Origin of the sequence: Vibrio sp. Evd11 (assembly GCF_900382755.1) — a bacterium.
GTDB classification, from domain to species: Bacteria; Pseudomonadota; Gammaproteobacteria; order Enterobacterales; family Vibrionaceae; genus Vibrio; species Vibrio lentus.
The window spans coordinates 1-24,016 of the sequence record NZ_OSDX01000040.1 but is presented as its reverse complement, the minus strand read 5'-3'; the positions used below and the strand labels follow the sequence as shown (position 1 = coordinate 24,016).

Here is a 24,016-nt window from a genome sequence, read left to right as displayed (position 1 = left end):
CCTAAGTTTTTATTGCCTGTAAGAGTCACATGAAGAAAGTAACCAGAATTAACCCTCACATGTTTAACCTATTGATTGAAAAAGGGATGGATAATTTCTCCGTCACAGAAGCTAGGGATGCTTTGCTAAACGGTGCTTCAGCCTTCTCGAGTAAGGACGACGCTCGAAAGTATGTTTATAAGCAACTTCTATCACTTGAGGAGAAAGGTTGGCTTTCTGTTATTGGGACTCGCAGAGACAAGCGCTACCATCAGACTAACGAATTCAAAGCGCTCAGAATTGAGCCTAGAGTGGCTAGAAATAGGAAAGCTAAAGTCGATTCAATAGCTGTTCAAACTCCAGAGTGCTCTCTAAATGCACTAGAGCAAGAGAAGAAACAGCATGAAGGCGAGTTGGCGATTACTCTAGGCGAGATTGAGGAATACCAATCGTTGTTAACGCGTTTCCCAAACAACAAGCACGATATGCAGCCGCTATTTAATGCAGCAAGAGAACGCTCAGCCAAGCTATTAGGCAGAATTAATGCACTAACCAACTGGATGCAAGTCGCCCAAAGCAAGGCCCCTCAATGTTAAGAGCATGGCAAGCCGAGTGTGCAGCCCAAGCTATCGAGAAATTCACTTCAAACAAGCATTCACACTTCTTCTGCCAAGCGACTCCTGGAGCTGGCAAAACCGTTATGGCCGCCGAGGTTGCGAGTCGGTTATTTAAAAGAGGAATGATTGACTTAGTGCTGTGCTTCTCGCCCTCTCTGACTGTTGCTGAAGGGATGCAAAAGACCTTTTCATGGAAGCTCGAATGTTCCTTTAATGGAGGCTTGGGGTCTCTAGGTGGGTCTTACACCTATCAATCGATCCGTTTTTTGGATGAAAACTTTTGGTACACCGTCAGCAAATATCGAGTTTTAGTCGTATTTGATGAGATCCACCATTGTTCGTTTGATGATGAGGGGCGGTCAAACTCATGGGGGCTAGAAATTGTCTCTAAGATCCAAGGTTTTGCTCGTTACACTCTGGCGCTGTCGGGTACTCCTTGGCGTTCTGACCGACTACCGATTGTCATGGCTGAGTATTCCGACCCCGATGGCAAGGTTGTTTGCGATTACCAATACGGTTTGCAACAGGCCGTTGAAGATAAAGTGTGCCGCCGCCCTAAAATCGTTTTAATAGATAATGAACACCTGAGTGTTAAGGCTGGCAGTGACAATCAACACTTCGCCTCTATTCTTGATTGCCTTAAACAATCTGATGTCTCTTATCAAAGCGTAATTCATAACGAAGACGCTATGAATTACATATTGAATAGTGGTTGCCAAAAGCTAGCGCAGATAAGGCAAGAATCCCCAAGTACTGGAGGCTTGGTGGTCGCATCTTCTATTAAGCACGCCAAAGATATTCAAAAGCGACTTGTTGAGCACTTTAATCAATCAGCATGCATCGTGACTTATCATCACGATAATCCGTTACACGAAATTGAGTCTTTTCGTCACTCAAAGGTTCAGTGGATAGTCAGTGTTGGGATGATCAGCGAAGGAACGGATATTCCAAGGTTGCAGGTTTGTTGCCATATGAGTTCGGTAAAAACGGAACTGTACTTCAGGCAAGTGCTCGGGCGAATTTTAAGAATCAATGATTCCCCCAACCAAGAAGCGTGGTTGTATACCTTTGCCGAAGAAAGTTTGATTGGGTTTGCTGAAAGAATTGAGCAGGATATTCCAGAAGCTTGCATGTTGGTTAAGCGTGATACCAATTTTGCAGTTTACGAGAAACCCGCTTCAAAGTCAGAGTGCCAGCTGAGTGAGCGGAAAGGTTTGATTCCTATCGCTGTAGAGAATGAGATCGTTTGGGAAAATAGAAGTAGCTCTACTGTAGATCTACCTTCTTTACTGAATGAAGCTCTTTATTTTGGAAACTTTAAACAAAGGATTTTATCGGCATTTTTGAACTGATTAGTTTACGGTCCAAGTACGACTTTGAAACTCGTATTTGGACAAAACCTTGTCAGTACTTAAGATATTGCAACATTTTGTGAGGATTACGTAAGTGTTAGGCTCAATAGGAGAAATAGGGGTATTTCCCTCATTATTCTTGAATAAATGGTGAGCTATTCAACAACTCTATATGCTACAGAGTCTCTAATAATGATGGACCCAGTAGTACTAATCAATGAAGCTTCCTCATGTTGTCCTAGGATTTTTAAAATTGCCTTTTGGGTCATGTCCTCAAGAGGAATATCTACGCTAGTCAAACTCGGAGAAAGAAACTCCCCAACATTGCTGTTATCGAAACCGGTTACCGAAATATCATCAGGCAGTTTCAATCCTGCGTTCTTAAAGGCTTTACTGGCTCCAATCGCCATATCATCATTACAAGCCATTACCGCAGTAAAGTTGCCAGAGGATTGAAGCAAACGTTGAGCTGCGGAAAAGCCTCCTTCTAACATCCAGTTACCTTGCTCCTCATACCCCTTCTGGCAAGGCAAGTTGTACTTAGCAAGCACATCTCGATAGGCCTGATAGCGAAGTTGATCAGTACCCGAACAAACATTACCTCGTATGATTGCTATATCTTTGTGGCCTTGGTGGGCGATGTATTCCATCATCTTGAATGCACTTTGATAGTGATCGGTAGTGATGGAACAATGCGGAAGCTCTTCAACCGCATGATTGATAACCATAATAGGAACATCTGTGCTAGATATGATTGCAGCCAGTTCTTTTTCATTAAGATATTTCGGATATATGATGATTCCAGCGCAACGCATATCAAGTAAGAAGTTTATTGCATGCCTCTCTTCCGCCTTACTATGCTTACCATCAGTCATTACTAACTGATGCCCTGAATCTTCACAAAAAGACGCGGCGTGGTACATCATCGACGAAAAGTATGGACCATCGAATAATACATTCGCTATAACAAACCCAATAAAGTTTGTCTGACGTGTGGAAAGGTTCTGAGCCAATATATTTGGACGATAACCAGTCTCCTGAATTGCCTCAAACACTCGACTGACTAAATCTGGACGAACAATATTTTTTCCATTCAACACCCGAGAAACTGTCGCTTTAGACACGCCAGCTTTTTGAGCGACATCCAACATAGTTACGGCCATCACATACCCTTAAAAATCTCAATAACACAAAAGTATTGTGCACCGACGCTAGACGCCAGTGCACAGTCTTGAATGATTTATGATATCAACAGTTAGATTTTCTCACCGTTGCTTGAAATAACATCCTGATACCATTGGAATGACTTCTTGCGTTTACGTTCAAGAGTGCCACTACCATCGTTGTGCTTATCTACATAGATAAAGCCATAGCGTTTTTTCATTTCACCGGTAGTAAACGATACAAGGTCAATACAGCCCCAAGGGGTATACCCCATGAGATCAACACCATCAATTGCAACAGCCTTACCCATCTCATTAATGTGTGCTTTTAAGTAATCGATACGGTAGTCATCATTGATAGAACCATCCGCTTCAATTGCATCAGCGGCACCAAAGCCATTCTCTACAATAAACAACGGTACTTCGTATCTCTCATACAAAGAAGCAAGGCAATAACGCAGACCCGTCGGGTCGATTGGCCATCCCCAATCACTTGATTGGATAAATGGGTTGTCTACGGAGTTTTCATGCCCACCATCCATGCTCTCTTCCGTTGACTGAGAAGAAGCAGAGTCCAACGTATTAGACATGTAGTAACTAAAACCAAGGTAGTCAGCTTTGCCTTCTTTCAAGATTTTTTCATCTTCCGGCAACATCTCGATGTTGTAGCCTTTTAGTGCCCAATCACGCTTTGCATAAGTTGGATAATGACCACGAATCATCACGTCAGAGAACAGATAACGATCACGCATCGCTTGCTGTGCAAGCATCACATCTTCTGGCTTAGAGCTTCTTGGATAGAATGGCACCATCGCACACATCGCGCCTATCTGCATATCGGGATTAATTTCGTGACCTTTCTTAACCACCAACGCACTTGCTACAAACTGATGATGCACAACCTGATACATGGCTTCTTTTTTCTTCTCATAATCAGAGAATTTCACACCAGAACACATCCAACCAAAAATATCTGCAGATACATTGCTTTGGTTATTGATCTCGTTAAAAGTCATCCAGTATTTAACTTTGTTCTTGTATCGCTCTATCACAATTGAGGAGTAGTGAATGAAGAAATCGATAACCTTACGGTTCATCCAGCCGCCATATTCTTTAGCCAAGTGATATGGCATTTCAAAGTGGCTTAGGGTAACGACAGGTTCAATGTTGTATTTAAGTAGCTCATCAAATAAGTCGTCATAAAACGCAAGCCCTTCTTCACACGGTTCTGTTTCATCACCGTTAGGGAAAATACGAGTCCATGCAATACTGGTACGGAAACACTTAAAGCCCATTTCAGCGAACAGCTTGATGTCTTCTTTGTAACTGTGGTAGAAGTCTACAGCGACTTGGTTTGGGTAATCTTCTCCCTCTAATACACCATCGGTAATACGGCGTTGAACGCCATGCTCTCCTGCTGTCAGTACGTCAACAACACTGACGCCTTTGCCTTGAGCATCCCAGCCACCTTCTAACTGATGTGCTGCTACCGCGCCGCCCCATAGGAAATCTTTTGGAAATACATTACTCATGATACTGCTCGTTATGATAATTGAATTAATGGTTGTCCGAATTCAACTTGGTTCTCTTTCTTATTCACTGTTAGAGAGAACTCATCGCTGTTCAGTACGATAAATGGCGTGGTTAAGTCATAGCCCGCCTTTTCGATAGCCTTGCTATCAAACTGGATAAGAGGCTCTCCAGCTTTTACACGTTGATTCAAAGAGACCAGAGACTCAAAGTGCTGACCGTTTAGGTTCACCGTGTCTAATCCAACGTGGATTAAAATCTCAGCGCCATTGTCACACGTCATGCCAACCGCATGTTTGCTTCCAATGACCGAGGAAATAACGGCATCACATGGTGCCTTAATGATTCCATCAACCGGTTTAATTGCGATACCGTCTCCGAGTAATCGAGCTGAGAAACTTGCATCGTTAACGTCCTCTAACGCAACCAACTCACCGTTTGCCGGACTAATAAGTGTCATTGTTGCTCTTGGAGTTAGTGGAGTTGCACCTGCTTTATCAGTGCGAACTTCATCTTGTTCATCTGATACAGGATCATCAAAACCAATTACGTTAATGAGTACAAATGTTGTCGCAATTGTTACAGCAACACCAGAAACCATACCAATGAACGATTGTGGATGTTCAATGCTGATTGCGTTCATGATTGTTAAAAGCCCAGGCAGGCCAGCGTAAGCGTAGTAGTACGTACCAAATAAACTTGCGACTAGTGCGCCCGCTGCACCACCAATACAACCACAAATAAATGGTTTTTTAAGGCGTAATGTCACACCGTAAAGCGTAGGTTCAGTGATACCGAATACAGCCGTAATACCCGCTGAAACCGACGTCGTTTTTAATGCTTTGTTGCGAGATTTGTATGCCACAGCGAATGCCGCTGCCATCTGTGCAATTACAGCCATTGATTGGAATGCTTGGAATGAGTCCCGACCGTACATATCAAAGTTTGCCATGATCACAGGAGTGATACCCCAGTGAACACCAAATACAACGACAATCTGCCAAATTCCGCCGATCAATGCTGCTGCCAATGGAGGAAACGCCTCAAACAGCCAGTTATAACCAATCGCCACACCTTCTGCTGCAGAGCTTGATACTGGGCCAATAACAATCAGGGTTAGTGGCACCATTACAACCACACAAATAAGTGGGGTGAGCAGCTCACTCACCACTGCTGGAATCACTTTCTTAGCGAATCGTTCAACGTAAGACAGACCCCAAATCATGAAAATCGGAGGCAACACCGAAGATGTGTACACGGTTTTAGCTAATGGGAAAGATAGGAAAGTAATCACTTCGCCGTTACTGATCTGCGATGCAATTGCAGCCCAGTCAGGATTGATCAGGACACAACTACAGAAGACAGCGATAAACGGGTTACAGTTAAAATGTTTTGATGCTGTGATAGCGATAAATACAGGCAGAAATGCAAATGGGGTCCAAGACATAAAGTTTAGAACCGCAAACGTGCCTGTTTCTGTAAAGGCCGGAGCGAAATATTTACCTACAATCAAAAAGCCTTGTAGCAAGCCAGCAGCGGCAAGAATATAAACAATTGGGGCGAATATCGCTGACATTGATGAAATGACCGCATCAAGAACTCGAGTCTTCTGTCCGTCATTACTCAGCTTGCTCGCATCCACCAACCCCATCATATTTTCGTAAACATCAGATACGTGAGTACCGATAACAACTTGGAATTGGCCACCGCTTTCAACTACTGTAATGACGCCAGTTAGCTTTTGAACTCTTTCATTTGCGTCTTCAGGAACTTCTTTTAAAACAATACGCAAGCGTGTTGCACAACGCGTAAAGCTCACAATATTGTCTTGTCCACCGACCTCAGACAATATGTCGCGGGCAAGCTTTTTATAATCTCTAATTTTTGCCATTTAGTTTCACCATTTATTGTGTGGGTATGAGGGTAAGATTATTGCTGAAACCGGTTTCAGCAATGAACAATACAGAGAAGTGTGGAATTCATCACGGTTTATTAAATTGCTACGTCTTCTGAACTTTTTGATAATTATCAGGCATAACGATAGCTTTCAAGCATCCCCCTAGTGACAACTAGATTCAGTTCGAAACTATAAATAATGAACTCTTACTCAAATTAGATTTTGTAGGGAAAATGCAGTATCAGGTCATTAGTGAGTATTTACTCTAGCTAATAAAGGGGCAGATGCATGTCAGCTCATTTTTGCAAGAGGCTCTTGCAAGATTGCACGGCCGTTCATTTTACGAATACGTGATCCTGAATTTGGTCAACAGCTTGTGGCCCAAATAAATCATCATGGATGAGGTACCAGTATATTGTTATAGAACTTTATAGTTGCAATATACAAATTATCTCCGATACTAAAACTTAGAAATCCTAAGTTTGGTGGTGGCATGTGAAAACGGACATTCAACTTTACCCTAACGAATCGCTCGAAAGCTTCTTGTTGCGCTTATCGCATGAACAAGGCTACGAGCGATTTTCTCATTTCGCCGAAGACATCTGGTTCGACACCATGGATCAGCATGAGGCGATGGCTGGTGCTTTCCCTCTAGAGCTCAACCGAGTCAATATCTACCACGCTCAAACCACAAGCCAAATGCGAGTGCGGGTTCTTATCCACCTTGAGAACCAACTAAAGCTCAATAACTTTGGTGTACTGCGCCTAGCGTTATCGCATTCAAAAGCTCAATTCTCTCCGCAATACAAAGCTGTTCACAGATTTGGGGTTGATTACCCTTATGCTTTTCTTCGCAAACGCTTCACGCCTATATGCCCTCTGTGTATTGACGAAGCTCCTTACATTCGCCAGCAGTGGCAATTTATCTCTCACCAAGCTTGTGAACATCATGGCTGTAAACTGATTCATCACTGCCCTGAGTGTAAGTCGAGACTTGAATATCAAGGTACCGAGGGTATTAGCCAATGTGAATGTGGTTTTGAACTTCGAAACTCGCCAGTAGAGGATGCGCCAGAGGTTGAGGTATTAGTTGCTCAATGGTTGTCAGGGAATGATTCAAAACCCTTGGGATTACTAAAAGAAGAAATGACGTTATCTGAGCGCTATGGCTTTTTACTTTGGTATGTAAATCGTTATGGCAATATTGATGACTTCAGTTTCGAATCATTCATCGAATACTGCGGCTCTTGGCCAACAGCATTGTGGCAAGACCTCGATGCCTTGAAGGAGAAGGCGGAACTCGTTCGAATAAAAGATTGGAAGAAAATGTTTTTCAATGAAGCCTTTGGTGCTCTGCTTAAAGATTGTCGCCAGTTACCCAGTCGACAGTTGAGTCACAATATCGTGCTTACTCAGGTGTTAGCTTACTTTACAAAGCTAATTGCAACAGTGCCTTCAAGCGCGAAAGGAAATATCGGTGATGTACTGCTCAGCCCCTTAGAAGCTTCTACATTGCTCTCTTGTACAACGGATGAAGTGTATCGGTTGTATGAGTTTGGTGAGATCAAAGCCGCGATCAGGCCAAGAATGCATACAAAGATTGCGAGTCATGAATCGGCGTTTACTTTAAGAAGTGTCATCGAAACAAAGTTGACTCGAATGAGCTCTGAAAGTGATGGTTTAAGTGTGTATCTACCTGAGTGGTAATTATGACGAAATTAAGTGACTTATTAACAATTGAAGACGAAGCAGTAAATCAGTCTGCTTTAAAGAAGATGTTCATGCCTTATACGGAAGATGTGTGTGTTGAAGGGTGTGAAAAAGAAGCGTTAACGATTTTGCTCAATCTCAGTTCAAGCCATCAATTAGATAGATGCTCGGATTGGTTGGATGTTGCCCGAGCTAAAAGGTATTTTAAAGCGGCTGAGAACCTAGACGCATCCCTTGACGAGATCAAATGGTTCCACACTCATAATCTCAAGTTTCCAGACTGTCGAGTTAAAGATCAGCGGATAGTTGCACAACCTCTTGCTACAACCGATGCGTTTATTTCAAGCGCAGTATTAGAGCAACGGTTAGGGTGGGCTCATAACTCCGCGGTGTATCGTCATACATTGTGGTTATTGAATCCTTTTAGTTGGCAATCACAGCCCGTATGTATTCTTTCACTTATCCTGCAAGAAAGTCTTATTTGGCTCGACTTACTTAAAGAGTTTGGTTTAGGTGCTAAGTCACTTGCTCGCTTAAAACACACTATTGAAGAGAAACTTCCTGATAATAGTTTTCCTGACAGTATCAGCACTTACAGCAAGCAACTCCGGTTTCCATGGGGGGATGATTATGTTTCGGTGACCCCAGTGGTTAGTCATGCCATCCAAAGTGAGTTAGAAGTGAGATCGAGAAGTCGAGAAAGTAAGCTCAGCTTTGTGTCTTCATCGCTGCCAAACTCGGCAAGTATCGGGAATCTGTGTGGCAGTTTAGGTGGGCATATGAAAGTCCTAAACTACCCGCTAGACGTCAAACCAGCGCAGGGTGGGACGTTAACTGAAAGTCGCAAAAAGAGTGACCACTACTTTGATGACTATCGGGTAACAAACGCTAAAATTTGTCAGGTGTTAAACCACTTAATTGGATCAGAACCATCAAAAACACAGAAGCAAAGAGAGAGCGCTCGCAAGGTTAGAAGTAAGATATTGCGAAAGCAGATAGCCCTGTGGATGCTTCCATTAATTGAGTTAAGAGATATCGTTGATGCTGAACCCAATCAACAGCAATTGGAACATGATGACACTTTAGCTCAAGCCTTTTTAGTGCTATCAGAATCGGGTCTAGGCTCTTTAGCTAGTGAGTTTAACCGTCGCTTGCATCTCACGTTTCAGAATAACAAGTATACCGCGAAGTTTGCCTACCACCCTAAGCTTATGCAGGTCGTCAAAGCCCAAATCGTATGGTTACTGGAACAACTTAGTAAACCAAATGGCAATGAAGATAAGGTAACGGGTGAGCAGTATATCTATTTGTCATCAATGAGAGTGCAAGATGCGGTCGCAATGAGTAACCCATATCTGTGTGGTGCGCCTTCTTTGACGGCTATTTGGGGGTTCATGCACCATTATCAAAGAGAGTTTAATAAGCTAGTTAATTGTGATTCCCCGTTTGAGTTTTCGAGTTTCTCTTTTTATGTTCGAAGTGAAAATATTCAACCGACAGCGAAGCTTACCGAACCCAACTCAGTCGCCAAAGCGCGAACGGTTTCTAACGCGAAGCGACCAACTATTCGTAGTGAACGATTGGCAGACCTAGAAATAGACTTAGTTATTAGAGTCCATAGTGACAGCCGAATTTCAGATTTTAAGTCCGCGCTTAAAACAGCTCTTCCCGTAGTTTTTTCCGGAGGGGCATTATACCAACCACAGCTATCGACGCAGATTGAGTGGCTAAGGACATTTACCAGCGGGAGTGAGCTTTTCCATGTCATAAAAGGGTTGCCAGCATACGGACGATGGTTATACCCAAATGAGAGCCAGCCGAGTAACTTTGATGAACTAGAGCGTTTAATAACGAAAGACGCTGATAACTTGCCGGTTTCGATTGGCTACCATTTGTTAGAGCGTCCAACTAAACGGGGCAACTCAATCACCAGTTGTCACGCTTATGCAGAGAATGCGATAGGGCTTGCTAAGAAAATGAATCCGGTAGAAGTGCGTTTTAGTGGAAGAGATCACTTTTTAAACCATGCCTTTTGGTCGATAGAATGCAGTAGCGAAACTATTCTTATTAAAAACTATAGGGATTAATCGTTTATGGAACTTTGCACTCAGTTGAACTACGTTCGATCACTCTCTGCTGGCAAAGCATATTTCTACTATCTATCTAAAAGTGGTGAGATGTGTCCCCTTGAAGTTGATAGAACTAGGTTGCGCGCACCAAAAGGTGGTTATGCAGAAGCGTATAAAGGGGGCAAGTTCGTAGCAAAGAATGTTGCTCCACAAGATTTAGCTTACTCCAATCCTCAGTTCATCGAAGAGTGTTACGTAAAGCCAGGTGTCGATGATATCTACTGTGCATTCCCCCTTCGAATTAGAGCAAATTCTCTAACCCCAGATATCTGTAGTGACGATGAAGTGCGCAGTAAACTTTCGTTACTGGCTAATACTTATAAAGAGCTAAATGGGTATCAAGAGCTCGCTCATCGATACGCGAAGAATATCCTGCTTGGCAGTTGGCTTTGGCGTAACAGAGAGTGTCGAAATCTGTCGATAGAAGTGACCACCAGTGATCCACAAACCTTGATTGTAGAAAACGCAACAAAGCTTTCTTGGTATGGTCATTGGGATGAGGCTTCAGCAGAATGCCTAGAAAAGCTCACAGCCTATTTGATGCGAGCCCTTTCCGATCCGACCGAATATTTCTACATGGATGTCAAAGCTAAAATTGGAGTTGGTTGGGGAGATGAGGTTTACCCAAGCCAAGAGTTTTTAGATAGCCGAGAAGATGGTGTTCCGACTAAGCAGTTAGCTACCGTCGAACTATTGAACGGAAAGGAAACCGCTGCGTTTCATGGTCAAAAAGTTGGAGCCGCGTTGCAATCGATTGACGATTGGTGGCATGAAAACGCAGATAAACCATTAAGAGTGAACGAATATGGGGCAGATCGAGAATACGTTATAGCAAGGCGACACTCAGCGCATGGAAATGACTTCTATCAACTGCTCAGAAATACAGAGAACTGGATTGAAAGTATGACAGCTTCTCAAGTCATCCCAAATGATGTGCACTTCATCATGTCTGTCTTGATCAAAGGCGGCCTCTTTAATTGCTCAAGTTCAAAGTCTAAAACGAAGGCTAAGTAGGGGAGAGCTATGACTAAGCGTTACTATTTCTTAATACGTTACACGCCTGCTAACGCTGACTATGGGTTGCTAGCAGGGCGTTGTATCTCTCAAATGCACTTGTTTATGGTCAATAACCGACAAGCCATGAATAAAATAGGTGTGAGCTTTCCCGACTGGAGTGATGTTACGGTCGGTCAAACCATAGCTTTTGTTGCCGAAGATAAAGAGATGATGGTTGGACTCTCTTTTCAGCCCTATTTTTCTTTGATGGTAAATGAAGGTTTGTTTGAGATTTCTAGTGTTTGTGAGGTGCCTGACACTGCGGTAGAGGTGAGGTTTGTCCGTAACCAAACGATTGGAAAAAACTTTTTGGGTTCTAAGAAACGCCGAATCAAACGTAGCATGGCTAGAGCCGAATTATCTGGTGTTGAATCATCATTACCAGTCTCTAATGAAGAGCGGGTCATCGATAGTTTTCATCGAATACCAATCTCCAGCGGTTCATCAGGGGAAGATTATATATTGTTTGTACAAAAGGAGTTTGTCGGTGATCGCGTTGCAGCAAACTTTAATAGTTATGGTTTAGCCACCAATCAAGAAAGAAAAGGCACAGTACCTGACTTCAGTTTTTGACCCTTTTTTGAAATTTTTATTTTAGATATTTAAAAACAATGAGTTATAGACGCAATAAGAAAAAGGGTATTTTAGACTTTTGTGATATAAAACAAGTGGAATTAACAGCTTAGCGACTATAGTTAACAGTGTCCTGCCGCATAGGCAGCTAAGAAAAGTATTTGAGGGACATCGTTCGAAATTCGCGAGTGTCCTGCCGCATAGGCAGCTAAGAATAGGCCAGGAAGAAAGCAACCAACCTGCTGAACAAGCAGTTAAAATCAAAGCCATCAAGTTTAAGCTTGGTGGCTTTTTTGCTGGGTTTGAATGTTACCTCGTTACAAATCCATTGTTCGAGATATATTCATTAGAGCTCATTCGCTAATCAGTTTCGCCAAATTGAATAAGTAGACACAATGCTTGCCCTTGAGGTGATTGGAAGAGCTATAAAGTTAGCGACTATAGCCAGTTAAATTGTAATGGCTTTGATAAAAAGGTGCTTCACGATTAGCAAACATCATTAACAATGATGCTTTAGTTGCGATGAATACTGACTGTGTGTTGTTTCCTGGCCTCGTCGTTAAGGCTGTACGGAGAGAGTATGTAACAGCGATATTCAAAGGTGCGAGTGAGTCGCAATGAACAAACCACAGTAAAGATTTTTTGCTTCCATCTTCGAGCGCTTCAAGAAAACCTGAATTTTCTTTTGCGGATAATGCCGCCGCTGCCGTGTCGTACTCAGAAAAGTCTAAATAGTGAACACTTATGTCTTTTTTATCGGCGAGTATGGAGGCTTGTTTGATGAAATCAGAGTGAAGTACCGCCGAGTCAGCGATAGAAATTCTAAAGTCCATATCCCAAGCGTGTTGCACAAAAAGTTCGGGAGTTATGTGATTCTCCGGTAGGTAGCTTTCTTTATTCTTATCCAATCTAAACTCAGCCACGGTTATTGTATTTACGTCTAATAGGATAAATCATGAGTAGTCAATGTACCACCACAAACCAAGGAGCTGGCGAATCTAGCAAAAGCGCTAACAAGGTTTTGCCCCATTATCATTTTCGTTGACGAATAAATCGATAGAAAATTCAACCTCCAACCTTGAAATTTATTGCATTTTTATTCACTTGTTGAATGGGTAAATTTTCACTCTACAAATTAGGTTTCATGTGTTCACATGTGCCCAGCGATATAGAGTCTTTACTCATTCATATTATCGTACATTTAATTAACATTCCCACCTTGTTAACTTTAGAAGCCACGACTTTATTGAATTGATGAAATTACTAACCAGTTATCAATAAATTACTCATTAATCTGGGTGGCATGACAGTTATCCCAATTTTATATTTTACTTAAATTATGTTTTATAAAATGCATCGCAAATATGTTACCAATTTAACTTATTGATGTTGGTTATTATATTGGTTGAGTTGATTTATGTGGTGGTTAGGGATAATTGCTGGTGTTGTGAGTGCCGTATCTTATCGGGTCGATTCTTTCGGAGTTGGTGTCTCGGTGGTGGCCTTTGTGTTGGCCTTTGTCGTTCATGTGAACTTAAAAACCGTTCGTTCTAAAAGTGCACTTTGGTTTTTGTTTGGTGTTGCTTATTACACGACCACCTTATTTTGGATAAATGGTTATTTGGCTCAAGAGTATGGGGATGCGAGTTGGATTAGATGGGGACTTTGGCCTTTGTTGGTCGTACTTCTATCATCCAGTTTTCTCATTATTCCTTGGCTTTTAGCAACCCTGACAGCTTCTCGCACGCTCATAGCACTTCCTTTTGTTTTGGTGTCTCTTGATATATTAAGAGAACACACCGTCTTTTCTTTTGCTTGGTTACATCCAGGGCTCTTGTTACTCGATGTTGGCTTTTCTGGTTGGTTAAGTGTTATTGGTGCATTGGGTGGTAGCTTCCTTGTTTACCTACTGGCCAGTTCGTTTGCTTGGCTGATATGCAATAAATCAAGTCGTCTTAAGTCTTTGTCCCTATTAGTCATTATGTTGATGAGTTTTGGGGTGATAAATCAGGCGCTCTTATTACCTCAACTCCCTGAGCAAAGTCAATCGAACACTTCTGTTCGTATTTTACATGGCAACTTCACGGGTCCACATAAACTCTCTAAGAACGATGTTATTGAGCGTATTCAACGTTATGTCTCCCTGTCTCTACAAGCCCCTAGGGCTGATATCGTTGTGTGGCCAGAATCCTCTATGTCCTTGCCTTATGAAGAGATACAGCCATTCGTGAAGGACAGTGTAGACAAGTTGATACAGAAGGGGGTTGTGGTGGTTTGGGGCGGGCAAGCTAGAAACGGTCAATATTTACAGAATGTGATTTACCGAAGTGACCAACCCTCACCTATTTACTTTAAACAACGATTAGTTCCTTTTGGTGAATATCGACCCGCTTGGTTCATCGACTGGGTTGAGCAAGTGACACTTTCTCGAGGCGGCGATATTCAGGTGCTCTCTAACTCGATTCCGGAGCATGAGTTTGGCTCACTTCGAACGGTGTTGGCGGTGTGCTATGAAGCGCTCTATTCCGATGTTTTTACTTCCAAATTGCACGCTGGCAACGTCGCCTTTTTATTAAGTGATGTTGAATGGACTCATACCCCTTGGGTGAAACAATTCTTATTGAAACTTAGTCAGGTCAGGGCGGCCGAAGTCGGCAAGTCGGTCGTCTATGCAACCAATCAAGGAAAAACCAGTTTAATTGGTCCTGATGGGGCAGTTCTTCGCCAGGTGGAAAGCCAAGCAACGCAGGTTATGGATGTATTGGTGCCTTTGAATGAGCGCCAAACGCTTTACACGCAGTACGGACACCTGTGGCTATTGTGGCTTTCTGGTGGCGTACTTCTACTCATTCACCTTGCCAATCGAAGGCATCCCATTAACACAAACTCTCTCACTCAGAAGCGCCTATTTAGAGCGCAATAATACGAATAATACAAGGATACGTCATGGTATATCGTTGGCTAACGATTGGGGTGCTTATTACCCTTACGCTCGGAGTAGGCGTCATTGCTCTCAATTACGATAATTCAATTCAAACTCAACGCATCGGTTATTCGGCGCCCCCAGTAGACTCAGAGCAGAGCTCAAAATCTCACTCGGCTAGCGAGATGGGAGACCAAAAAGTGGCGTCACAGCAAACATTTGAATCTCAAAGTGAACGCATTGAAGCTGAAATGTTGTCAGAGCTAAAGACGCTCAATCAAGACATTGCGGATGAAAAAGTAAGATTAGACCAAGACACGGCCGAAGCGCAATCAATGGAGGAGTCTCCAGAGTTGGTTCTGGCAAGGGCCAGTGTCATTTTGTCTGAGCTAGAGAGTGAAGGGATTGTGTTGAATTATGACCCTACGCTTTTAACACCAGACGCCGCCTCACCCAAGATACAAGCCATTAAACAACAAGTGGTCGACGTGGAAACTGACCTGATTGATATTGAAAAAAGATTCAATAACCTCGGCAACAATAAGGAATCGTTATGATGAATATCATGAAAACAGGCGCTTCATTACTTATGTTTGTTGGCGTCTCATTGCCGACGGTTGCCGCTTCGGTTGGTGAGCTCAGTGGACGCGCGTTGGTTTCTCAAGGCAAATCTGGGTATCAAGTCGATTTGCAACTGCCTAGTGGCGTTAACGACTTAGTCCCCGCGTTATCAGTTCAATATCAGCAAGGCTCTGCCAATGGTCCGTTAGGGCTTGGAATGACCTTGAATGGGTTGTCGAGTATTACTCGCTGTAGTCGTAACAAACAAGACGATGGCATCAATAGTGGGATGCGATTTGATGATACCGATGTGTATTGCTTAGACGGTCAACGTCTCTTCTTAGTGTCTGGTAGCGAAGGCCAAGGGGGGAGTGAATATAGAACGAAAGGGGGATGGCATACCAAGATTGTCGCAAACGGTCAATTATCTTCTGGACCAGAAAGCTGGACGATTTATTCGTCTGATGGGTACGTGACCCGTTATGGCTCAAGAGAGGATGCTCAATTAACCATTGATGGTCATGGCCTTGAGTGGTTCATCTCGAGACAATCCGACCGATTTGAACATGGTATCGACTTTCGCTATCGCACTCACCAAGGTCAGCGCTACCTCGATAATATTCAATATGCCGACGTGAACCTTGCTTTTAACTATACGAACCGCCCTGACGTGCTTACTGCCTATCGTTTTGGTCACAAGCAGACACTGGGACAAAAGCTCGACCATATTCAAATTAACCGCGATGGCCATGGGCTTCGCCGCATTGAATTTACATACGGTGAAGTCAATTCTCAAGGCATTGAATTCAGTCGAATGGAGAGTCTGCGAGTGTGTAGCTCTGGTGGCGATTGTATGCCTGCGCACACTTTTGAATGGGAAAGTAACCCATATGCAGAGGGAGAGCCTGAACAAGAAACACTGTACTCTCTCGATGAATTTAAAGGGTTTGTTGCGGGTGATATCAACCGAGATGGTCTCAGTGACATGTGCTACCTTGACGATGGGCTTTATTGCGGAATTAACCAAGGACAAGGGAACTACGCCTTCGCGACGAAGTGGAGTCACGACTTTCAAGGCAGTGCCTGGGAGGAGGCTCAAAACTACGCGTCGTTGAGCTTGCTTGATATTAATGAAGACAGCTTTCAAGACCTGTGTGCATTCAATGAAACTGGTTTTTTCTGCGCGTTAAATAACCAAGGACGCTCGTTTGATTCAGGGCGTTACTGGAGCCGAAACTACACCATTGATGATGCAGTAAGGCTGCTGGATGCGAATAACGATGGTTTGGCGGATGTTTGCCGAGTTGAATCCAACCGAGTGGTTTGCGCCAACAATACAGGGCGAGGACTTAGCGCCGATTATGTCTTAATGGACCAAGGTTACCCGTTAGAGAAAACGTATCAGTCAATATCCTTTGGTGCTGGAAGTGTTGATTTCGATCCTGTGAACCTACCACAAAGCCAATTTATTGATATTAACCAAGATGGTTTTGCTGATTTATGTGGCGTGAAGCTTGATGGCCATTTTTATTGCTCTTTGGGTCAAAAATCCGGCAGCAGTACACTCTCTTTTCAAGCAGCTCAACGATGGGCAAGTCAATTGCCGATTGGGTTAAAAAATACCGTCTCACAATCACCGAATAATAATACCCACGAGCAAGACGTCAAGGTGGTTGAGCAATTGCAACGTACCATGAACCTTGTTGATGTCACCGGTGATGGGTTGGCTGAGCTGTGTTACCGACAAGGAAACGATCTTGTTTGCCACCAGAATACAGGGCAAGGCTTTGATGCCGCTAAAACATGGTTAACGCTCGGACAAGACCATTTTAGAATCGATACCGGTAATGAGAATAACGTGTCACAGGTTGAAGCGTCCATCATGCTGTCTGACCGAAACAGCGATGGATTGTCTGACTTGTGTTACATCGCTGGGGAGCGCGTTTATTGTGCTTATGGCGACGGTAAACATTTTAATTCGCCGACCGTGTTAGCCACGTTAAACGCTGACCTGGATTTGCTTAAAGACAAGATGTCGTTTTCTGGGAATAAGATTCAAAAATTCTTTGGTATTAAAACCACGATTTACTCTATGGCTGTGAATAACGTTTACGGACCGTTTAAAAAAGGCGTCGACGCCAATGGCGATGGTTTAATCGGTGATTGTTATCGCTCTATCGATGGATTGACATGCCTCTCTTATGAGTTTGAACCGCTGGCTTTACTTAAATCGGTGACGTCAGGGTTAGGTGTGAAAAGTGAGTTTGAGTATGGATTAACAGGAAATGCCTCGGTGTTCCAAGGGGCGCAAGCGCCTTCAGGACTCATTGCGCTTGAGCCAAACTTTAAAGTGGTCAAGGCGCTTAAGCGCAGTAATGGTATTGGCGGCATTAACCGTACTGAGTACTTTTATAGAGGGTATCACGCTCACCCTGATAAGGGCCTGCTCGGGTTTGGGGAAATACAAAACAAAGATTTAGCGAGTCATACCCTTACATCGACCGTGACCGGGTACCGCAGTGATTGGACACCTTATGTTGAGCGCACGCAAACGCGAATCAATAACCAAAAGATTTCACAAAGCGAATTTGATTATAGAGAGGTGACGTCTCCTATTGCTGGGCAGTCTTGGCCACAAATGATTGAAAGCCGTCAATCGGCGTGGGATACATCAGGAAACCTTTTGACCCATACGGTTACGCAATATCAAGGTTACGATGCGCTTAATTTCCCCGATACCATCACACGAACGGTCGAGGATGGTAATGGTGAACGATTTGTTGAAAAAACGAGCACACGCTATCAGCATGATACGCAGCGTTGGTTAATCGGCAAACCTCGTGATGTATCTGTGACCAAATCCAATGGTCACGATTCTCAAACGAGAAATACGACCTTTTCTTATGATGCAAATACCGGGGCTTTGGTTAAGCAAACCGTCGAGCCTGGGCATGCACTCTCGTTAACGACGCAATTTGACTACAATGCCAGCGGATTTCGCACCTTAGAGCGTACGACAGGCAGTGGTGAAACACGTCAATCGACGACCCTGTACGATGCTTTAGGTCGAGTGACGAAGCATACCAACACCCTTGGTCACTTTGTCACGACCACTTATAACAACTCGTGTGGATTGCCCGACACCGTCACCGATGCTAATGGGTTGACGACCCGTTTTTCTTATGACGATTACTGTCGAGAAATTAAGCAAATCTTGCCCGATGGTAATTGGGTTGAACAAGTCTATGAATGGAGCGATGGCGCGGATGCCGGTTTAGACCAACACGGATTGACGTTGGGTGACCGCAGCATCTTCATGGTGACCACACAAACCTCTCAGGGCGGTTTATCGACCACGTATTTTGACAAGTTGGGGCGTGAAGTGCGCACCAAGCAATTGAACGGTGATGGCAAAACCGTGATGGTTGATAAGGCTTACGACGCAAAAGGCCTGCTCGTTGGGGAAACCGTGCCTTATTTTGAGGGGTACTTTGCAGGTGATGCGACGTACTGGTTACAAACCACTTATGACGCGCTAGGTCGACCTATAGCTCAAACTCAACCAACGGAAGATGTCGGTGACCTTGTTGCGACCACTCGCTATCAAGGTTTAACCGCAACAATAACGGGCCCCGGTACATTTGAGAAGGTTGAGCAAACCAATGGTTTGGGACAAACGGTCCAAATCGTAGAAAATGGTCAGTCAACCCTACGCTATACCTATGATGCAGTCGGTAACCTCACCCAAACCGATACCAATGGACTGATAACGGAGCTGAGTTATGACCAGCTCGGTTATAAAACTAAGATGATTGACCCTGCGATGGGCACTTGGACGTATGGTCACAACGCGTGGGGGGAGCTGGTTTGGCAACAGGATGCGAAAGGACAGCGCACCACATTCACTTATGATGCACTCGGTCGTAAAATTAATGAAACTCGCCCAGATGAAATCAATCAATGGCAATATGATCAATCGTTGAAAGGCGGACTGGATGCCTCCAGCAGTGACAGTAGCCAGCGTCGCTATACGTACGATGCGTTGGGGCGCACTCAATCGATGACCCTATCCATTGATGGCTCAGAGTACACGACCTACTACGAGTACAATGAAGAAGGTCGTCTCAGTCGGGTGACTTTCCCGTCGGGGATGAACTTAGATAAAGATTACGATGTGAATGGTCTGCTTAAGCGAATGAGTATCCCTTATTCTGATATTTGGGATAGCCAATACCTGCAAATTGAGGAAGCGTTAAAAGCCACCTCAGAGCGCATTGTTGAACTCGAGATGCAGGCTTATGAGCTTGAGAAAAGTGCGCAATTTTATATCGAAGAGTCTGAGCGTTTACGTCAAGCGGCAGCGCAGTTGTTTGCCAAAAGTAATAGTTACCAAAATACCGCCAACAAACTCAGCGCCAGCGCGAGTTCGATATTTAGAAGTGCCAATATTAATGCTAACCGCGCCGCGAGTTATCGTCGTAGTGCACAATATTATTGGCGAGCTTTTGGTAATCGAGTGTTCAGTAACTACAAAACACAAAATGGCTACGCGTATTACAAATATGACCGATGCACCAAGAAAGATTGGAAAGGTAATTGTAAAAAGAAAGAGTATTTTACCGCTAAAGTACCATTATGGATGGTTCAAACTCACCGCTGTACGACGTGGAAAGGCAATAAGTTTTGCTTCAATGGTGCTCAAGCCAGTATTAACTTAACGCAAGTGTATAACCAATGGGCAAACCACTATCAAGCCATTGCGAATCGTCAGCGTGCTCAGGCAAACCAAAAGCAGAGTCAGGCCAACCACTATCAAGCAGCCTCTGATAATGCAGAGCGTCGCGCGAATGAATTGATTGCGCAAGCGCAGCAAAATGCCGCGTTAGCCAGACAAGAAACCGATTTACTGTCTAACTTAACCGATGAACTCGATGATTTGGTGGTTGCGGAGGCAGAGCTTCAAGAGATAATGGACCAGCGTCTGGACGATGATACGGCGGAAATTGTCTGGGTCGCGACCAGTCGTGATAACTTTGGACGAATTGGTGGGGAACTCTTTGGTAATGGAATGTTGACAAGGCGTGATATTGACCGCTCTCGCGGAACGGTTCAACGCATAACGACGGGAATGGGAGATAACTACCTTCGAGACATTCATTATACTTACGATGAGCGTGGTAACGTTCTGCGCAAAGTCAGTGCTGTCCGAAATCAACAAGAGTACTACCAGTACGATGATTTTGATCGTTTAACACAATGGCACTACAGCGATAACCGCAGCGTTGCTCAGGTCGAACGCGATTACCGTTATGATGTGTATGGAAACTTGACGTATAAAACCGGACAAGGCCAGTTTAATGTTAATGCCAACGGGCAATTGGTTGGCGATTACACGTATGATGCCAACGGCAATATGGTTTCAGGTCGCGGAAGAACCATCGCTTGGAACTCGTTTAACAAGGCCAAGCACATTAATGACAATGGCGCGGTTGCTCAGTATGAGTATGGTAGTGAGCGAGAGCGTGTAAAACAGACGTCTGATGGGGTCACAACCTACTACATCAGCCCTGAGTACCAGTTAGAGGTGTCGACCAACGCGGACGGTAAGGTTGTAACAGCGATGCGCCACCGATTTATGGCAGACAGTCAGGCGGTCGCTGAGCACGTGAAAACGTTAATTGGCAGTGAAAAGCAAATTGACCGAACCGCTTACTTCCATCGAGATGCGTTAGGGACGGCAGATTTAATCACCGACCCGAATGGGCAAGTGCAAATAGAACGTGGTTATACGCCGTTTGGTGAGCTTTTAGCGTCGGCAGAGTTACAAGCCACACCTATGTTTACCAACGCTGAGATGCGCGGTTTCACTGGGCATGAAAATGTCGGTAACAGCAGCGGTCTTATCAACATGAACGCTCGACTTTACGACCCAGCCATTGGTCGATTCTTGAGTGCGGATACGTTCGTACCAGAACCAAGCTTTAGCCAAAGTTACAACCGTTACGCGTACGTTTATAACAACCCGTTAAAATATACGGACCCGACGGGGCATTGGGTGTGGTGGGCCGCGGCCATGGCCTTTTTTGTTGTGAGTCAAACCTTTGAAAATCCGGCGATACAAATGGCAGGGATGGTGGTTGGTGCTATCGCGATGGGGTACGCCGCCTCCGGGTTGTATGCGGGATTACAACCTGTCGCGCAAGCGGCTGCTAGCGGAGCAACCGTGTCATTTTCTACGACTTATATCACGACAGGTGACTTTGGTGACTCGATGCAAGCTGGCGTGTTAGGAGGGCTCTCTGCGGGTGTCACCTATGGGGTAGCTCATGGTGCTGCGGGTGGCACAAGTCCGTTTGGCGCCGCTCTGCCCGTCGCTCATGGTGTGGTGCAAGGCGGCTTCCATGAGCTGCAAGGTGGCAGCTTCAATCAAGGCTTTATCAGTGGTGTCATTGGTAAGCTTGGCGGTGGCATTGTTCATGACGGTGATAAAACGCTGACGCTTCAGGAAGCTGGCGGTATGGTGATTGTGTCGGGTATTGCGGCGGCAGCCAGTGGGGCCAATAGTCGAGATGCAGTGATGCGATCTGCTATGAGTGTGATTACTATTTACCTTTACAACGACTTAAGCGGTATGAATGGCATAGCTAAAATGAGTGAAGCTAAAAGTATAATGCAAGACGCTGACGATGTAGCGACAGTTCAAACAATAGAGTTTTTTAAAAAAGAAGGGCCAGCTCTTGCGGTTGACTCTTTAACGGTTACAGTTGGCAGTATTGACTGTGTCGCCGGCTCTAAGATCGGGTGCGCCCCAGCATTATGGGCGGCTGCGAGCATTGATGCTAGGTTTAATCAACAGTCGCATATAGTTGAACAAGGGTTAATGCAATTGAATATTCCTTACGCTCCGGAGATAACGAACTTAATAGGTCTAGGTTTGTCTGCTCAAGGAACGGTGAACTTTATGCAGGGTTATACCACTTTAGACAACACCATTGATGCAGTTGGGACGGGGGTACTTATTTATGAGGGCAGCAATAAGCCCTAGAGGGGTGGCGTTATACGCTTTGCTTATAATGACCTGGTTCTTTTTTACGGCATATAAAACAGATGGTGCCGAATCGATTGTAGCTACAAAATTAATTTTTTTGGGTGAAGATACAGAGCGATTTGGAGGGATATCTTTATATTATCAAACTGAAAAAGGAACTAAGTTGAGAGTGAGAGTAAATAAAGAGAGCTACATGAAATTAAAATACTCAAACCTCACAGAGGAAAACTTGTGTAGTGTTGTTTACTTTAGGAATGAAAGTCTTGTTTTTAATGAATACCAAAGTGTGAAGTCTATACAATGTGATGGGCGTAACCTTTACTCTCTTTTAAAGTGAAAATAGATAATCTTATGAAATTATATTACGCGTCAGTATTAGCATTACTTGTTGGTTGCGGTGGAGGAAGCGGCGGCGGTAGCTCTTCCTCTGCAAACTCAGAGGATACTGTCACTCGTTACAGTAGTGATTATGCAGCTTCTGATTTACGAGTGTTCTTTGCATTATCGGTAATAAGCCCATCCGAGGCTGAAATCGAGGGATATGTTCAAGATAGTTCGTTTAACTATGTTGCAATTAATGGCGGTGACCAGCTAGTTGCTGAAGTTGATAGCCTAAACTTCTCGTTAGCTGAAACATCGATGGAAGGAGGTGTTTACTATTATGGTGGGGATGTTTCAGCAAGCGCCTCAGAGTACATTGTAAAGTTATTGAGAGGGGATGTTGTTCAAAGTTCACTGGCAGTAAATGAACTACCGTTACCCTTTACATTAACGACAAGCTTTGCAGGCGAAGTGATAGATATATCATGGGCTCCTGAGGCAGACCATACATACTCTTACCTAGTGGAAACGCTAACTTGTAAAAATAGTATTGAGACCAATATCAGAACTGTGTCACCAGATATTAACGCTGGTGAGCATCTACTTAATTCAGGCTCTTACAATAAGAGCTTGAGTGAAGTGTTTGGTCAAACGCAAGCACAGTTAACTCAAGGTTTTGATAGCTGTATATTTGAGATGGATATTATAGCGAGCAAGGACTCGTTACCATCTCAAACCAATGGACAATTAACTCTTGATGTTGTTCAAAAAAGAAAGATCAAAATAGAGCTTTAGTCTTGTTATAGAGAACCTGTCTAGTAATCTAACGCCTTTCTCTTTGTTGAATGATTTAACAGGAGAGAGGCGTTATTGTTTGAATAAAAACTCACCCCAAGGTTTGATTTATTCCCGTGCTAGTCTGGCCTTGAAGCTAATACTCTAAATCATAATTGTCCAGAGGCTTCATAAGCATGAAGTTTGACTCGTGGCACTTTTCTTTCAAAGTGCCTGCTAGCTAAGAACAGCCCCTTTTTTGAGTTAGAAATCCATTTCGCAGTGTGCGAATCGCAACCTGCGAAATGAACTTATATTTGCCCCTTTCCTTATATGGAATCCACGTATTTACAAAGTGATTTAGCAATTAAAGTTAAGATGCG

The 24,016-nt window shown here is 43.9% G+C and carries 14 protein-coding genes; 10 read left to right on the top strand and 4 right to left on the bottom strand.

Going from position 1 to position 24,016, the window contains the following annotated elements:
• The first annotated feature begins 29 nt into the window (after positions 1 to 29).
• Together ED652_RS16035 and ED652_RS16030 are read left to right on the top strand one after the other, a co-directional pair.
• Positions 30 to 575: a hypothetical protein gene (locus ED652_RS16035; RefSeq protein ID WP_122055467.1), complete on the top strand. Its 546-nt coding sequence runs from the start codon at positions 30 to 32 to the stop codon at positions 573 to 575.
• Positions 569 to 1,948: a DEAD/DEAH box helicase gene (locus ED652_RS16030; protein WP_122055466.1), complete on the top strand. Its 1,380-nt coding sequence runs from the start codon at positions 569 to 571 to the stop codon at positions 1,946 to 1,948. The genes ED652_RS16035 and ED652_RS16030 overlap by 7 nt, the downstream gene beginning before the upstream one ends.
• A 155-nt stretch (positions 1,949 to 2,103) precedes the next feature.
• Here the strand turns inward: ED652_RS16030 and ED652_RS16025 are convergent, their stop codons facing one another.
• From ED652_RS16025 to ED652_RS16015, 3 genes are all read right to left on the bottom strand, one after another.
• Positions 2,104 to 3,111 carry a LacI family DNA-binding transcriptional regulator gene (locus ED652_RS16025; RefSeq protein WP_122055465.1) on the bottom strand — a complete coding sequence of 336 codons (1,008 nt, stop codon included), beginning with the start codon at positions 3,109 to 3,111 and terminating at the stop codon, positions 2,104 to 2,106.
• Between the two features lie 92 nt (positions 3,112 to 3,203).
• The gene (locus ED652_RS16020; protein WP_122055464.1) at positions 3,204 to 4,643 is read right to left on the bottom strand and encodes a 6-phospho-beta-glucosidase; all 1,440 of its coding nucleotides are present in this window, start codon (positions 4,641 to 4,643) and stop codon (positions 3,204 to 3,206) included.
• A gap of 11 nt (positions 4,644 to 4,654) precedes the next feature.
• The gene (locus ED652_RS16015; protein ID WP_122055463.1) at positions 4,655 to 6,532 is read right to left on the bottom strand and encodes a beta-glucoside-specific PTS transporter subunit IIABC; all 1,878 of its coding nucleotides are present in this window, start codon (positions 6,530 to 6,532) and stop codon (positions 4,655 to 4,657) included.
• 501 nt (positions 6,533 to 7,033) lie between these two features.
• Here ED652_RS16015 and ED652_RS16010 point away from each other — a divergent pair.
• From ED652_RS16010 to cas6f, 4 genes are read left to right on the top strand one after another with little or no spacing between them, the layout of a single operon-like run.
• Positions 7,034 to 8,245 carry a TniQ family protein gene (locus tag ED652_RS16010; protein WP_122055462.1) on the top strand — a complete coding sequence of 404 codons (1,212 nt, stop codon included), beginning with the start codon at positions 7,034 to 7,036 and terminating at the stop codon, positions 8,243 to 8,245.
• A 2-nt stretch (positions 8,246 to 8,247) separates the two neighbouring features.
• Positions 8,248 to 10,335 carry a type I-F CRISPR-associated protein Csy2 gene (locus tag ED652_RS16005; protein ID WP_122055461.1) on the top strand — a complete coding sequence of 696 codons (2,088 nt, stop codon included), beginning with the start codon at positions 8,248 to 8,250 and terminating at the stop codon, positions 10,333 to 10,335.
• A 6-nt stretch (positions 10,336 to 10,341) separates the two neighbouring features.
• Entirely contained in the window at positions 10,342 to 11,391 is a 1,050-nt protein-coding gene (gene csy3 / locus ED652_RS16000; protein WP_122055460.1) for a type I-F CRISPR-associated protein Csy3, read from the top strand.
• Between the two features lie 9 nt (positions 11,392 to 11,400).
• Complete coding sequence (gene cas6f / locus ED652_RS15995) at positions 11,401 to 12,006, top strand: type I-F CRISPR-associated endoribonuclease Cas6/Csy4 (RefSeq protein ID WP_122055459.1); 606 nt, start codon at positions 11,401 to 11,403, stop codon at positions 12,004 to 12,006.
• Positions 12,007 to 12,437: 431 nt separating this feature from the next.
• Here the strand turns inward: cas6f and ED652_RS15990 are convergent, their stop codons facing one another.
• The gene (locus ED652_RS15990; protein WP_254051710.1) at positions 12,438 to 12,914 is read right to left on the bottom strand and encodes a hypothetical protein; all 477 of its coding nucleotides are present in this window, start codon (positions 12,912 to 12,914) and stop codon (positions 12,438 to 12,440) included.
• 509 nt (positions 12,915 to 13,423) lie between these two features.
• On the opposite strand from ED652_RS15990, the gene lnt reads away from it, so the two are divergent.
• The 4 genes from lnt to ED652_RS15965 all read left to right on the top strand — a co-directional run bounded on the left by lnt (position 13,424) and on the right by ED652_RS15965 (position 23,654).
• Entirely contained in the window at positions 13,424 to 14,929 is a 1,506-nt protein-coding gene (gene lnt / locus ED652_RS15985; protein WP_122055457.1) for an apolipoprotein N-acyltransferase, read from the top strand.
• A 23-nt stretch (positions 14,930 to 14,952) separates the two neighbouring features.
• Positions 14,953 to 15,486, top strand: a complete 534-nt coding sequence (locus ED652_RS15980) for a hypothetical protein (RefSeq protein WP_122055456.1) — start codon at positions 14,953 to 14,955, stop codon at positions 15,484 to 15,486.
• Positions 15,483 to 22,535, top strand: coding sequence for an RHS repeat-associated core domain-containing protein (locus ED652_RS15975; protein WP_254051709.1), 7,053 nt, complete (start codon positions 15,483 to 15,485; stop codon positions 22,533 to 22,535). Before ED652_RS15980 ends, ED652_RS15975 begins: the two co-directional genes overlap by 4 nt.
• A gap of 354 nt (positions 22,536 to 22,889) precedes the next feature.
• Complete coding sequence (locus ED652_RS15965) at positions 22,890 to 23,654, top strand: hypothetical protein (RefSeq protein ID WP_122055454.1); 765 nt, start codon at positions 22,890 to 22,892, stop codon at positions 23,652 to 23,654.
• The last annotated feature ends 362 nt before the right edge of the window (positions 23,655 to 24,016 follow it).